This is a genomic window from Algoriphagus aquaeductus (genome assembly GCF_003253485.1).
Taxonomy (GTDB): domain Bacteria; phylum Bacteroidota; class Bacteroidia; order Cytophagales; family Cyclobacteriaceae; genus Algoriphagus; species Algoriphagus aquaeductus.
On the sequence record NZ_QKTX01000002.1, the window covers coordinates 428,237 to 443,267 of the forward strand.

Here is a 15,031-nt window from a genome sequence, read left to right on the forward strand (position 1 = left end):
CCCAGCCTGGGGCGACGGCTAGTTTTGAGCATTAATCAACCTGCTCAATTCTATGGGATTCAAAACTTTTACACAAACCTTCGGGATGGTACTGACTCTGATTTTCAGTATCCTTCTACATCAAAATGCCCCGGCTCAATTAGTGAATGCCTCTGTTTCCGGTAAGTTGACCGACTCGGATGGTGAAATGCTGATCGGAGCTCAGATTTTGGTCAAAAACGAATTGACCGGATTTACAGCATCAACTGTCACCGGAGTGACGGGCAACTACCTGATTTCACAGATTCCATTGGGGACTAATTATACGGTCACAGCAACCTACATGGGATACGGTTCCAAAACATTTACCGGTATTTCGCTCAATCAAGGCGATAATATCAAATTGGATTTTATCCTCAATGAGCAAGCCCAGGAATTGGGAGAAGTCAGCGTCATGGCCAACTCTATTACCAACAGCATTGACCGACTCGGAAGCTCTACGGCAGTTTCGGCTAAGGATATGTCCACCCTTCCTGTCAATGGTAGGAACTTCAATTCGTTGGTCGATTTGTCTCCGGTTTCGAATGGAAACAGCCTTTTGGGTCAGCTTTTTTCATCCACCAACTACACCATTGACGGGATGACCAACCGCAGTCCGCTTTCCAGCGGATCTACCAACCGTGGGCCTTTTTCGATTTCAATGGAGGCGATTCGGGAGTTTGAAGTGATGACCAATGACTATGACGTGACCAATGGACGAAGCGGAGGAGGGATTATCTCTGCGGTGACCAAGACCGGTACCAACCGTGTAGAAGGTTCTGCATTTCTCTTCAATCGGGCAGATTGGCTAGCCAGCAAGTATGATATCCGCGGAAATCTCAGAAACAATGAATTTTCCATTCAGCAGTATGGGGTGACTTTGGGAGGCCCGATTATCAAAGACAAGCTCCACTACTTTATAGCTTATGATGGGCAGCGAGATGCGCAGCCACTTTTTATCGCAGATCTTCAGACCCCAGAGGATGAAGTCCGATTCAACGTTTCCCGCCAAAGTCTCGACCGTTATCTTCAGATCGCCAGAACCAAATATGGTGTGGCAGATTCTCCACAGACGGGCAGCTTTGACAAGCTGAGGTATTCTCACACGGCATTTTTGCGCTTGGACTATCAGATCAATTCCAAAAACCTTTTGACAGTACGAAACAATTTCTCCTGGGATCTAAACAGTCAAGGAGTCAATGATAACACCTCTATCAATCTATATGAGGTATATGGAGATCACCTGTCCACTGCCAACAGCCTGATGGCTTCCCTCCGGACGGTGCTTACCCCCAATTTGACCAATGAACTGAAGCTTCAATACCTCTATACCTTGGATGATGGTCGTCCAAGCTCCCAACTCCCCAGTGAAAACATCCCAAGAGCGATTGTGCAAAATGTACAGTCTCAAGTGAATGACCGGACCGTCAACACCAATATTCAGCTTGGAGGCCAACGTTTTCTTCCAGAACGGTTTGAGTCCAATGTCTATCAATTGGTCAATAACCTGTACTATAACAAGGGAAAAACCAATTACACATTCGGCATGGACCTGTTGATGAACAACTTGTCCTCTTTGGCCACCAGTGAGTTCAACGGTCGATTCTTCTTCACCGGCTTGGACAACTTTGACAATCTTCGGCCTTTCCGATATGCAAGAGAAGTCGCTTTGACTGATCCTACTGTGGAGCAGACGATTTTTGGAGGGGGGATTTATGCCCAGTCCAATACAGATTTGGGACGAGGCATGAGCTTGGTTTTGGGTTTGAGAGGAGATTACACGGGGTATAAAAATGCGCCCAACTTTAATCAGACCGTATTTGATGAGCTTGGTTTAAGGACAGATGTGAAAACCAATGCCTTCCAGATTCAGCCTCGATTTCAGTTTACTTGGGATATCAATCAGAAGCAAACGGATGTGTTAAGAATCGGAGGAGGAGTCTTTGGATCGGCGCTGAACAACTACACGGATGTAAACAACCTACAGTTTGACGGCACCAAAATCGTAGCCGTGGATATCACCGGGGCTGCGGTTCCTACCCCGGACTTTGTCTCCTACAGAAACAATCCCGCTACAGCACCGGGAAGAGAGCTTTTGAATCTTCCGGGTGTATCACCCGTCGCCACGATCAATATGAACAGTGAGGACCTGAAAGTGCCCACTGTCTACAAGGGAAATGTGATGTACAACAAAATCATCAACAACCGACTTCGTCTTGGAGCTAATGTAATCGCATCCCTTGCCCGAAACAACTACATGTATGTCGACCGAAATATGGTGGATGAACCGTTTTTTAGACTGGCCAATGAAGGAAATCGGGGAGTCTATGTGCCTATCGAAACCATCAGCACTACCAACGGTAATGCAGACTGGACCAGAGGTAGAAAAACAACGGAGATAGGGCGAGTACTGGAGCTGGTCAGCGAAGGAAGAAACAATACCTATACGGTGGTGATCGATGGAACTTATCGGTATTTCAAAGATGGACAAGTCACAGCCAGCTACACCTGGAATGACTCCAAAGACAATACTTCCTTCAACGGTAACGTAGCCAACAGTGCGACCTTGTTTCAGGCCGTAGTAGATGATCCCCGAGATCTCTCCCGCATGAGCTATTCCAATGGTCAGTTTAGGAAAAAAGTGGTGTTCTACGGTACGCTTCCTTCCTTCAAAGGAGTGACTGTAGGCGTAAGATATTCTGGTATCGGTGGGACCCGTTATTCCCTGGTAGTCAACGGAAATGTGAACGGTGACTTTGTAAACAGCAATGACTTAGCCTTTGTCTTTGATCCGAATACGCCGGGATTGTCTGAATCGGTGGCCACTGCCATGAGAGAGGTGTTGGCCAATCCAGACAATCTTGCACTGAGCTACCTGCAAAACAGTTTGGGCAAAGTGGCGGAAAGAAACGGAGGCGAAAATGGTTACTTCGGATTTTGGGATGTGAGAGTCACCAAGAAATTCTTCTTTAACGATGCCAAAAGAACCGGATTTGAACTGGGTGCTGACATTTTTAATGTCGCCAATATGCTTAACAAAGAGTGGGGGACTTCCAAAAATCTAGGAAATCAAAATTTGATGACCTTGAGGAACTTTGATCGTGCCAGGCAAGAATATGTGTATCAAATCAACCCCAACGTGGGCGTAGCCAATCCGGGCGGGACACCTTTCCAAGTGCAGATCTCCGGAAGGTTCTTCTTCTGATTATCGCAACAAACCACAAGCCCGACTTTTCCATGGTGAAAAGCGGGCTTTTTTCTTCTCATCAATCCATTTTCAAATGAACAATATTAGAATAGTTATAGCTATTGCGTCCCTTGCTCTAGGCTTAGGGATTGGGTATCCCGCAGCCAATGCCCAAAATCAACCCAGTCAACATGTAGTCTTGATTTCCATTGACGGATTCAGACCGGATTTTTACCTGGATCCTTCCTGGCCAGCACCCAATCTTCAGGAGATGGCGTCTCAGGGTGCCCGTGCCGAAGGGGTGACCGGAGTATTTCCTTCGGTGACTTATCCCTCTCATACCACCATCGTCACAGGCCGTACTCCAGCGGCCCATGGGATTTATTATAACTCCCCATTTGAGTCAGGTGGTCAAACAGGCAGATGGTATTGGGAGACTGAGAAAATAAAAGTACCTACCCTTTGGGATGCTGTGCGAAAGGCCGGAATGAAAAGCGCCAGTTTTATCTGGCCAGTTTCGGTAGGAGCTCCGATAGACTACAATCTACCCGAGTTTTGGAGTTTGGAAGAAGGCTTTGGACGAATCGAACCCATGAGAAATGAAGAGAACCCCAAAGGGCTTTTGGCAGAACTGGAGGAACAGGTTCTCGGAAAGCTCAATGAGCGAACTTTCAACGGGGATTACCTCAACCGCGAGGATCGGATCGGGGAGATGGCGGGCTATGTGTTGGAGACTTACAAGCCTAATCTGATCACTTTGCATCTGATTGCCACGGATCATTTCCAGCATGTGGAAGGAAGAGAAGGCCCCATGGTCAGAAAATCGCTTGCTGCCACCGACCGGGCAATCGGCAAAATCATCGAAACTGCCGAGCGCGCGGGCATCCTTGATCAGACCACCTTTATCGTTACGGGAGACCATGGGTTTGTCAATATCCACAGTTCGCTCAGTCCTAATGTTTGGCTGGTGGATGCCGGACTGATGGAAAATAGGCCTGACCGTGGCAATTGGAAGGCGACTTTTCATACGAGTGGAGCTTCGGCATTTTTGCATCTCAAAGATCCCAAAGACCAAAAAACCCTGGATCAGGTCAAGTCCATTTTGGACAACCTGCCGGAAAATCACAAAAAACTCTTCAGAGTGGTCAGCAAAGAAGAACTGGCCCAAATCGGCGCGGATCCCAATGCCGCTTTGGCCTTGGCTCCAATCCGCGGCGTGTCATTTTCCCCCAGCAGTCAAGGTGGCCTATTGAAACCTGCAAAGGGTGGTACTCATGGATTTTTTCCTGACTTTGATGAGATCGAAACCGGTTTTATCGCTTGGGGAGCGGGGATCCAATCCAATGTCGAGATCCAAGAAATGAGTCTGGTGGATGTGGCTGCGGTAGTCGACTATCTACTCAACCTGAAGATGGACCTTCCCGAGAGCAACCTGTATCCGGGAATCAAGAAATAACGTTTTGCCTCCATTGGGAAAGCCGGTCGATTTTTCGACCGGTTTTTTTAGGTTCTGATCTTGCTTCTTTTTTGCCCTGCTCTGAAAAGTTCTTCTTTGATCACTTTGGAGACGGTTTGTCGGGTCATACCTGTGAGATCAGCCATATCTTGTAGGGTGAGGAGGTTGACCAAACTATGGTTTTTGCCCGTTCCATCCTCGATCTGTTCTTGGAATTGCTTAAGGATTCGTTGTACTTTTTCTTGGGCATTTAGGCTTCGCACTGCAAAAAGCCGCTCTTCGGCCCTACACCATCGACTGACCAGTTTATAAGAAAACCATTCGGAGACTTCCGGGATTTGGGTAGTGATTTTTTTAAAATAAGGTTGATCATACGCTCTCAGGATGACCGGGGTGAGGGTTTTTGCAAATTCAGAGAACTGCCCGTTGAGGTATTGGAGATTGCCGAAAAAGTCTCCCGGCTTAAGGATATCGTAGCATATTTCTTCACCCTGTAAGGAATAGGAACCAATCCGGATGGCTCCTTTGACAATTTCATAAATGGGCGTGACGCGTTGGGGAGGTTGATAGAGCAAGATTCCCTTTTCTATTTCCAAAGGTTTTACCTGAGTAAAACCTTCCTCCCCCTTGCCTCTCAGATATTCGAAAAGGTTAAACTCCATGAAGATGGTTTTTGATCCAATTTCCTTTGTTAAATGGAATTTTGGAATGCCTATTCTAAAGTTTCACCAGAACTTAACACTTTGAAAATGTGACGGTAATACTTAAGGTAAGAACTTAATATGGGGGAAATTTTATGGAGATAAAAGATTTCTTTCCCATGTAAAAATCGATGTGGCACATTATCTAGTAGTCTATGCATAATTGCATTTCCAAAAAGTTCAGCCCTACCGAAATCCCAGCGCTCATCGGGACTTGCATTACAAGATCGTTAAATTCATTTTGAAAATTTTTCAAGTATGACCTTTCTAATAGGGTCATACTTCTCCATAACCATGGATAGAACCCATGGAAAACATGATTTCGTTTTGATGGTTTTCCCGACCCCAACCGAGTCGAAACATTTTCCATCTCCCATCCCCCTGACGATCAACTGGCTTAATTTTTGACCCTAAAAAAATCATTCACGAAAGGAACCAAATCACCTGATTTGGCTATTTTCAATCCACTCAATCATTCACAACCAAACACCACTTTTATGACCGAACAACAAAAACAAGCCCTCGAGGAAGCGATTGCCTCCCTCAAGTCCCAGCTTACCGGTGACATGTTTGCCGATATGGAAGTCCGGGATCAGATTCACAATCTGGAAATGCAGCTCAAAGGAGTGAAACCGATGGATTCACATTTCGACTGCATCGGTTGCGGAAGCTAAATCCACTGTCTTGCCCAGATATTTCATTATTTACAAACCATTTGGCGTAGTGAGCCAATTCAGCGGAGAGGGGCCTACTTTGGCCTCTCTCGGCGATTTTCCCAAAGAAGTATATCCTGTCGGTCGACTGGACAAAGACAGTGAAGGGCTCCTCCTCATCACCGATGACAAATGGCTCAACCATCACCTGCTCAATCCCCGATTTGGACATCAGCGAACCTATTATGCCCAGGTAGAAGGCGTCCCAACTCCGGAAGCGTTAAAGGAACTTCAATCCGGAGTCGTGATCCAAGTGGATGGACAGAACTATAAGACCAAGCCAGCCTTAGCCAAAATCCTGACGCCGATACCTGAACTTCCCGAGCGCAACCCTCCGATCCGATACCGAGCCAGCATTCCGGATACTTGGATTTCATTGACCCTGATCGAAGGGAAAAATCGTCAGGTCCGAAAAATGACGGCTGCGGTGGGATTCCCCACGCTGCGCTTGGTTCGGTTTTCCATGGAAAAAATCACCATCTCCGGGATGGAAGTCGGGGAAATCCGTGAAATGGATCAGGAATCGGTCTATCGTGCCTTGGGGCTCACGGGATTTGTGAAGGTTAATACCCCGGGTAGTTCGGTGAAAAAGAATCGTCGTTCTTAAAAATTCCTAAAATCCCGACCTGACAGGGATGACACCTGCCACTGGAAGGAATTAAGATTGTGGGTTGGTACATTTTCCCCTATTTTAGCCCAGCCAAAATAATGGATTAAACTCGAGTCGTTCATGCATCAGGAAAAAATCGCAGAAGTCATACAGGAGGTCAAAAAGGTCGTCGTAGGGCAGGACAAAATGGTCAATCGACTGTTGATCGGACTGTTTACCAACGGACATATTTTGTTGGAAGGCGTACCCGGATTGGCCAAGACCCTTACCGTCAACACCCTGGCTAAGGTGCTACATCTCGATTTCAACCGAATACAGTTTACTCCCGATTTGTTGCCATCCGACTTGATCGGGACGATGATTTACAATCAGCAGACGGCCAACTTTGAGGTGAAAAAAGGGCCCATTTTCGCCAATGTGATTTTGGCAGACGAAGTCAACCGATCCCCGGCAAAAGTACAGTCCGCACTTCTGGAAGCGATGCAGGAAAAGCAGGTGACGATCGGAGAGCATACCTATCAATTGGATCGGCCTTTTTTGGTTTTGGCTACCCAAAACCCTGTGGACCAAGAGGGCACCTATCCCCTTCCGGAGGCGCAGGTGGACCGATTTATGATGAAGGTTCACATCGACTACCCGAGCAAATCTGACGAGATGGAGGTCATGCGCCGCATGTCCAATATGCAATACTCCTCAGAGGTCCGTCCCATTCTATCCAAGCAGGACATTTTTGAAATCCGCAATCAAATCAATGCGGTGAATATGGCAGAACCTTTGGAACACTATATAATAGAGTTGGTGTTTGCTACCCGTTTTCCCCAGCAATATGGGCTAAGGGACGAGGCCAAATACATCATGTTTGGAGTTTCACCTCGTGCCAGTATCAATTTGAATTTGGCCTCAAAAGCGGTGGCTTACATGGATGGACGGGACTACGTATTGCCTGAGGACATCAAAGAGATCGCCGAGGACGTGCTCAACCACCGGATTTTGCTCAATTATGAGGCAGAAGCAGATAATGTGAGTACTCGTAGTCTGGTAAAAACACTACTGGAAAAAGTACCGATTAATAAGTCGGTAACATTGAAATAACACAAATTGCCGCTTTGGAAGGCTTCTCGTAAGGGAAGCCTTTTTTTATGCTTTTTCTGTTACTTCAATATTAAATTCTGTCTTCATTTTTAAAAAAACCATAATTCGATTCATTCTATCGGGGCCGAAAATTGAATTCACCTTTGCATCAACAAATCGCAAAACCACAATTCAATTGATAAAGATGAAAAGAATCCAATCCCTTATGTTGATCCTCATGGCTGGAGTAATCGGCTTCGTAGGATGTATCGAAGGAAATGACAGACCAGGAACTGATGATGGAGACAACGGATCCAACATTGTAGTCAGCTCCAACATTACCACCAATACCACTTGGGAAACCGGCAAGGTATACGTACTCTCCGGACGAATAACCGTAACCAACGGAGCTACGCTAACCATCCAGCCTGGAGTAGTCGTGAAGGGTGAAGTGGGAACCGGCGCCAATGCCACGGCACTGATCATCGCCCGAGGCGCCAAAATCAACGCGGCAGGTACGGCCACACAACCGATCATTTTTACCACAGTAGCTGACGAAATCAGACCAGGTCAAATCGCTTCACCAAACATGGATCCTACTTTAGAAGGTCTTTGGGGAGGATTGATCGTTTTGGGTAGAGCAAGAGGTTCTTTCCCAGGGGATATCCAAGAAATCCAGATCGAAGGCATTCCTGCATCAGATACCAATGGACTATACGGAGGTACGGATGATGCCGACAACTCCGGAGTAATCAAATATATTTCTATTCGCCATGGGGGTGCCAATATCGGTGAAGGCAACGAAATCAACGGTTTGACTTTGGGCGGTGTAGGTTCCGGAACGGTCATCGAAAATGTGGAAGTAGTAGCCAACCAAGATGATGGTATCGAGTGGTTTGGTGGCACGGTATCCGTGAAAAACGCCTTGATTTGGAATTCAGGAGATGATGCTGTAGATACTGACCAAGCTTGGGCAGGTACTTTGGACAACTTCATCGTGATCTGCGGAGTCAACACAGACCATGCCTTGGAAATAGATGGTCCGGAAGGGTCTTACAATGCTGCTCATACCGTGAAAAACGGCTCTATCAAAGGTCACCCGTCTTCTGAATTCGCTGACTTCAGAGCCGGTGCCAGAGGAACTTTCGAAAATCTTTATTTCTTCAATTTTCCTTCTCCAGCTGCCAACAACAATGCAGGAAGAGGTGACTTCTCTCTCAGCGGTGACAACACCATCGCCAACTTCAGCAACGGAGTATTAAAGTTTGCCAAGCTTGAGGCTACCCTTGCAGAGGGCGTGACGCTTCAGCAGGCATTCCGAAACGGTACCGATGTACACGCTGCCACAGTAGCCATCAGAGCCAATACAGTAGGAGCCAACAAAGCTGCCTTTGAAGGTTGGACTTGGGCCGCAGCTGCCAACGCACTCGCTGACTTCAGATAATAATGAATACCTAAGGAAAAGGAAGGTCTTGCAAGGATCCTTCCTTTCCCTTTCTCCCTCCCAGAAATATTCTTCAATAACAAGCTGTATGAAAAATAAAAAACAGGAATTACCTCTGAAACCCTTGGTAATTCTTTTACTAGTGATTGCATTCCAGCTCCTTACGGGTTTTGCATTCGCCCAAAATGGCACCATCCGTGGAGCCGTATATGATGAAAAGACCGGTGAGCCGCTTTTTGGTGTTTCGGTTTTGGTCGTGGAGACCGCAAAAGGCGAGGTGACTGACTTCGATGGTAAATTCGAAATTCAGGCAACTCCCGGCACCTATACCCTACAGATTTCTTACATTTCTTATTCCACACTAAGCCTTACAGAGGTTTTGGTGGAAAACGGTAAAGTTCTGGTTATTCCTGACGTGCTTTTGAAGGAAGAAGCTTCAGAATTGGAAACGGTGACTGTTTCTGCTGCTGCGATCAGAACCACCGAGTCTGCTTTGATGTCGGTCAAGCGAAATGCTCCGAATCTTTTGGACGGGATCTCTGCAAGTACATTTAGACAAATCGGTGATGGCGATGCGGCTTCCGCAGTAAAGCGGGTGACCGGCGTATCCATCGAAGGAGGTAAATATGTTTATGTCCGTGGTTTGGGAGATCGATATACCAAAACTGTATTGAACGGTGTGGATATCCCCGGTTTGGATCCGGACCGAAATACGATTCAGATGGATATCTTCCCAACCAACGTAATAGACAATATCATCGTATCCAAGTCATTCACGGCAGAGCTGCCTGCGGATTTTACAGGCGGTGTGGTCGATATCGAAACCAAAGATTTTCCTGAGGAAAAGACCTTTCGGGTCAGCGTATCGGGAGGTGTTAACCCTTCGATGCACTTCAATAAAAACTATCTGACCTATCAGGGCGGACGAACCGACTTCCTGGGATTTGATGACGGGACCCGTGCCAATCCTACCGGAGGCAGAACCACTATTCCTCAGTTTGGTGAGGTAGTCGGGAACCCAAGCAGTGCCAGAGGGCAAGATTATCAAACTATTTTGGGTGGATTCAATAAGATCCTCGGTGCTACACAACAGACCTCAATGATGGATTTCGGTTTGGGGCTTTCCTTTGGAAATCAAATAGCGAGGCCTAAGGCGACTTGGGGTTACAATGCTGCCCTGACTTACAAAAACGAAACTGAATTTTACCAGGGCGCCCAGTTTAATCTTTATGCCAAACCGATCAGTCCAAGTGATACTGAATTGGAAGCTTTGGAAAGACAGGTCGGTGACTATGGCGTCAATAGTGTATTGTTGGGTGGATTGGCAGGAATTGCTTTAAAAACCAATACGTCCAAGTACAAACTGAACATCCTTCACCTTCAAAATGGGGAGTCTAAAGCCGGTACTTTTGATTTTGTAAATACCAACCTTGGGGCAAACTTTGAAGCTGCTCAATACAACCTTGAATACAGTCAACGGGGACTTTCCAGCATTTTGCTTTCAGGTAGTCACTTTTTCAAAGGCCGCACTTGGGAAGTCAACTGGAAATTGGCCCCGACCCGCTCTACCATCGAGGATCCGGATATCCGATTTACCCGATTCAGATTGCCGACCAATACGATCTCTACCGAAGTGGGGCTTCCCACCCGTATTTGGAGAAGTTTGGAGGAGTATAACATTGCTGGTAAACTGGATGTGGCCAGAAGCCTAAAAGCCTTTTCCAGAGATGCAAAAATCCGAATGGGTGGAGCGTATACTTTTAAGTTTAGAGATTTTGAGATTCAAAGTTTCCAATTCCCAACCGGAAATACAAAGCTGAATGGAGACCCAAATGCTATTTTAAATCCGGAAAACCTGTTTTCTGGTACCAACCGAAACGGAGTCAGATACAATCCTGACTTCATTCCCATCAACCCGAATGCGTATCAGGGGTATGTGACCAATTTCGCGGGATACGGGTCTTTCGAATCCAGTCCGATTCAAAACCTCCGGGCTATCCTTGGATTGAGGGTAGAGCAATACAACCAGTTCTACACGGGAACCAACCAAACCGGAACTCTCGACTACGATTTGGTTGAGATGTTGGATGATTTGGATTTCTTTCCTACGCTAAACTTGGTGTATGGTCTTAAAGAAAACCAAAACCTGAGAGCGTCTGCCAGCCGGACGATTGCGAGACCTTCGTTCAAGGAGCTTTCTTTTGCGGAAATTTTGGATCCGATCACCGGGAGAACGTTTATCGGAGGATTATTTCCGGAGTCTACCAATGGCGGTACAGAAGTCCTTTGGGACGGCAATCTGACTTCTACCCGGATCAACAATTTCGATGTGAGATGGGAATCTTTCCAGCAAAAAGGAGAAATGTGGTCAGTAGGTGCTTTCTACAAGACTTTCGACAAGCCGATCGAAATTGTCCAGTTTTTGTCTGACCCAGGTTCCTTTCAGCCAAGAAATGTGGGTAACGGGACCGTAATGGGTGTAGAATTGGAGTTTAGAAAATCGCTGAGATTCCTTTCTTCAAAAATGGAAAACTTCTTGTGGACGACCAATCTGACGATCACTGAATCTCAGATCAATATGTCTGAGACAGAAAAGAAATCAAGACAATTGACCGCCCGGGAAGGACAGGAAATCGGAAATACCCGAGACATGGCCGGACAGGCACCCTATATCGTCAATACAGGTTTGTCCTATAACAATTTCAGCAGAGGCTGGGAAGCAGGGATTTACTACAATGTCCAAGGACCAACCTTGAACCTGGTGGGATTTGGCAACCGAACGGATACTTACACCGTGCCGTTCCACTCACTCAACCTGAATATCAACAAGACTTTTGGCGCGGATGAGCGCATCCGTACCAGTCTGGGAGTCCAAAACCTGCTCAATGACAAGCGTGAGATCGTCTTCAGTTCATTTGGAGCACAGGATCAGATTTTCACTCAGCTCGCTCCAGGTACAAGAGTTAACTTCAGCGTAGGTTTCTCTTTCTAAGAAATACAGCTTCTAGTTCCGAAAAGCCATTCCTGTTGGGATGGCTTTTTTTTATTTTTATGAGTCAATTTTCCGGTGGAATAAGAGCGATCTGTTTGGATTGATTATTTTAGACCATGATGAAAAGATTCACCCTGCTTCTGTCCTTGCTGATCGGCCTGGGCTTCTTCCCAAATTCTGCATTCGCTCAAGAGAAATCCCCTTCCCAAAAATTCTGGGAAAATCTCAAGGCTCATTGTGGCAAAGCCTATGAAGGCAAATTGGTATCTCCTGAATCTGATCCGAGATTTGCAGGCAAATTGGTCATGCATGTGCGAGCTTGTGAGGAAGGGAGGATTCGTATCCCGTTTTTTGTAGGAGATGATCGATCCAGAACTTGGGTGCTGACTAGGGATGAGGCCGGACTGATTCAACTCAAACATGATCATCGGCACGAGGACGGCTCCGAAGATCAGGTGACCCAATACGGAGGAAAGGCCTCCAATACAGGATCCGCTTCGACTCAGTTTTTTCCAGCAGACCAATTTACCGCCAATCTCCTTCCTGCCGCTGTGGGAAATGTCTGGTGGATCACCGTGGACGAGACATCTTTCACATATAACCTTCGAAGATTGGGTTCGCCAACTTTGTTTACTGTAAAATTTGATTTGACTCAGCCCGTAGAAGCCCCGGCAGCACCTTGGGGTTGGGCAGACTAAACTAACCAAACCATGAACACTTCCCTGATTGCGATGTGGAAAGAGGGCAGAACCCGCTTCACCCAGCTGTTGGACAAAAGCTCAGAGGCTGACCTAGTCAAAAAAAATGGGGACAGTCCCAATTCTGCTGGATTTCTGATCCGTCATATTGCGGAAGTTGAGCTGCTTTTTGCCAAAAATGTCTTTGGATTGTCGGAGGTGAAAATCGTGGCAAAAACCCTGATTGCCGTAAAAGATACCGGAGAATGGACCAATCTTGCTGAGCTGAAAGAAATAGCAGCCTATGCTGCTGAGATGTTGGAAAAGGCGATTTCCCTTCAGGAAAATTGGGAAGAAGTGATCGAAACCAAAGAGTTTGGCAAAAAGACCAGGGCAGAAGCATTGGGAAGGATCACCACCCATACCGCTTACCATGCCGGTCAGTTGGCTTTGGTGTTGAAGTATGGGAAGTGATTTTCAAGTCAATTTCCGGATGATTTCTTCTGCTTTCGGATAAAGAGGAAGCAAATCATCAGCGGTGAAAAGCTCAAAATCTCTGAAATCAAACCCCGGGGCAACCACGCAGGATACGAGTGCATAGCTGTCCGACTGATCTACGGTGCTTCCGAAGATGGTTTTTGAAGGGACGAGGTGTTGAGGTTTTGCCCCATTTTCTGAGACGGGTCCAAGAGGAAGAATTTCGTGCCCTTTTTCTCCCAAAAGATGGACAGACAAAGGACTTCCCTCATGCCAAAACCACAGTTCGTCACTTTGAATGCGGTGAAAATGGGAAACATCCTGAGATCGTAGCAAAAAGTAAATAGAAGTGGCCAGTTGGCGCTTTTCTCCATTGGAATGAACCACTTCCTGCGCTGATCGAAAAGTCTCCGAATAAAATCCTCCTTCCGGATGGGCCTTGAGCTTCAGGATTTCCACCAATTCTTGGATTCGTTTTTCAGTGGAAGTCATGAATAATTTTTGATTAAAGTATCCACGATTCGTTCGGCTGTTTTTCCATCCCAAAGCGGAATACCCTGATATTGCTTCCATTCGCCCCGCATGATTTTTTCCAGATAGGGCTTTAGCTTGGATGGATCGGTGCCTACCAGTTCATTGGTGCCCATGTGGATAGTTTCGGCCCGTTCGGTGTTGTCTCTCAGGGTCACACAGGGCACATTCATCACGGAGGTTTCCTCAGTTACTCCACCGGAATCGGTAATCACGCCTTTGGCGTTTTTCACCAGATAGTTAAACTCTAAGTAACCGAGTGGTTCGCACATGTGGAGGTTTGGGGCGTTGATTCCCAGATTTTGCAGGTTTTTGGCAGTACGGGGATGGACCGGGAAAATGATCGGAAGCCCTTCCGTTCCTTCCAAGATGGCATCAATCATGGCTTTGAGCGAATGCTCCTGATCCACATTGGCCGGGCGATGCATGGTCATTACAAAGTATTGACCAAGCCGCAAGGATTCGAAAATTTCCCCTTCCGGTTTTTTGAAATAAGGCATTTGCGCCATGAGGGTATCGATCATGGTATTGCCTACGAAGTGGATTTTTTCCTCCGCAACTCCCGCTTTTCTCAGGTTGGTATTGGCAATTTCTGAGGTGGTAAAAAAGTGATCGGTGATGGAGTCTGTCACCATTCTGTTGATTTCCTCCGGCATACTGAGGTCACCTGAGCGGATTCCCCCTTCTACGTGCGCCACATCGATTTGCAGCTTTTTCGCGGCAATAGAACAGGCCAAGGTGCTGGTCACATCTCCTACCACGATCACGAGATTGGGTCGATGATCCATCAGTTCTTTTTCAAAGGCTACCATGATGGCTGCGGTTTGTTCGGCCTGCGTACCGCCTCCTCCACCAAGATTGGCATCGGGATCAGGAATATGCAGTTGCTCGAAAAAGTCACCGGACATTTTTTTGTCATAGTGCTGCCCGGTGTGGACCAACCGGAAAGCGACATCCAAGCCCGCTTCTTTTTTCTTTTGAAAAGCGTGAATGATCGGTGCGATCTTCATAAAATTAGGCCGGGCTCCGGCGACGATGGTAAAAAGAGGCATAGGAATCAGATAAAATTTGGTCAAAAATAGGGATTCTCGGCGGGGAGTGAAGGTAAAGTGCCTAGAAAAAACGTGGGTTTGGTCGGTTTTTTGTTTCTTTGT

Annotated in this window: 12 protein-coding genes; 9 read left to right on the plus strand and 3 right to left on the minus strand. The window is 46.7% G+C overall.

Annotated features, from left to right (window positions below):
- Nucleotides 1-85 precede the first annotated feature (85 nt).
- Together CLV31_RS04225 and CLV31_RS04230 are read left to right on the plus strand one after the other, a co-directional pair.
- Entirely contained in the window at nt 86-3,223 is a 3,138-nt protein-coding gene (locus CLV31_RS04225; protein ID WP_111391682.1) for a TonB-dependent receptor, read from the plus strand.
- A gap of 76 nt (nt 3,224-3,299) precedes the next feature.
- Nucleotides 3,300-4,661 carry an alkaline phosphatase family protein gene (locus tag CLV31_RS04230; RefSeq protein WP_111391613.1) on the plus strand — a complete coding sequence of 454 codons (1,362 nt, stop codon included), beginning with the start codon at nt 3,300-3,302 and terminating at the stop codon, nt 4,659-4,661.
- 47 nt (nt 4,662-4,708) lie between these two features.
- On the opposite strand, the gene CLV31_RS04235 is transcribed toward CLV31_RS04230, so the two are convergent.
- On the minus strand, nt 4,709-5,323 hold the full coding sequence (locus tag CLV31_RS04235) for a Crp/Fnr family transcriptional regulator (protein WP_111391614.1): 615 nt from the start codon (nt 5,321-5,323) through the stop codon (nt 4,709-4,711).
- Between the two features lie 536 nt (nt 5,324-5,859).
- Here CLV31_RS04235 and CLV31_RS21780 point away from each other — a divergent pair.
- From CLV31_RS21780 to CLV31_RS04270, 7 genes are all read left to right on the plus strand, one after another.
- A complete protein-coding gene (locus tag CLV31_RS21780; RefSeq protein WP_181452567.1) occupies nt 5,860-6,036 on the plus strand; it encodes a hypothetical protein in 177 nt (58 codons plus the stop codon).
- A gap of 10 nt (nt 6,037-6,046) precedes the next feature.
- A complete protein-coding gene (locus CLV31_RS04245; protein WP_111391616.1) occupies nt 6,047-6,682 on the plus strand; it encodes a pseudouridine synthase in 636 nt (211 codons plus the stop codon).
- A 123-nt stretch (nt 6,683-6,805) separates the two neighbouring features.
- Nucleotides 6,806-7,777, plus strand: coding sequence for an AAA family ATPase (locus CLV31_RS04250; RefSeq protein WP_111391617.1), 972 nt, complete (start codon nt 6,806-6,808; stop codon nt 7,775-7,777).
- A gap of 184 nt (nt 7,778-7,961) precedes the next feature.
- The gene (locus CLV31_RS04255; protein WP_111391618.1) at nt 7,962-9,200 is read left to right on the plus strand and encodes a hypothetical protein; all 1,239 of its coding nucleotides are present in this window, start codon (nt 7,962-7,964) and stop codon (nt 9,198-9,200) included.
- A gap of 88 nt (nt 9,201-9,288) precedes the next feature.
- Nucleotides 9,289-12,192, plus strand: a complete 2,904-nt coding sequence (locus tag CLV31_RS04260; protein WP_111391619.1) for a TonB-dependent receptor — start codon at nt 9,289-9,291, stop codon at nt 12,190-12,192.
- A gap of 116 nt (nt 12,193-12,308) precedes the next feature.
- Nucleotides 12,309-12,890 (plus strand): hypothetical protein, encoded by a 582-nt coding sequence (locus tag CLV31_RS04265; protein WP_317048772.1) that lies wholly within the window; start codon nt 12,309-12,311, stop codon nt 12,888-12,890.
- Nucleotides 12,891-12,902: 12 nt separating this feature from the next.
- Nucleotides 12,903-13,343, plus strand: coding sequence for a DinB family protein (locus tag CLV31_RS04270; protein WP_111391620.1), 441 nt, complete (start codon nt 12,903-12,905; stop codon nt 13,341-13,343).
- Between the two features lie 3 nt (nt 13,344-13,346).
- Here CLV31_RS04270 and CLV31_RS04275 read toward each other — a convergent pair whose 3' ends face one another.
- Entirely contained in the window at nt 13,347-13,838 is a 492-nt protein-coding gene (locus CLV31_RS04275) for a cupin domain-containing protein (protein WP_111391621.1), read from the minus strand.
- Entirely contained in the window at nt 13,835-14,929 is a 1,095-nt protein-coding gene (gene wecB / locus CLV31_RS04280; protein WP_111391622.1) for a non-hydrolyzing UDP-N-acetylglucosamine 2-epimerase, read from the minus strand. The genes CLV31_RS04275 and wecB overlap by 4 nt, the downstream gene beginning before the upstream one ends.
- Nucleotides 14,930-15,031 lie beyond the last annotated feature (102 nt).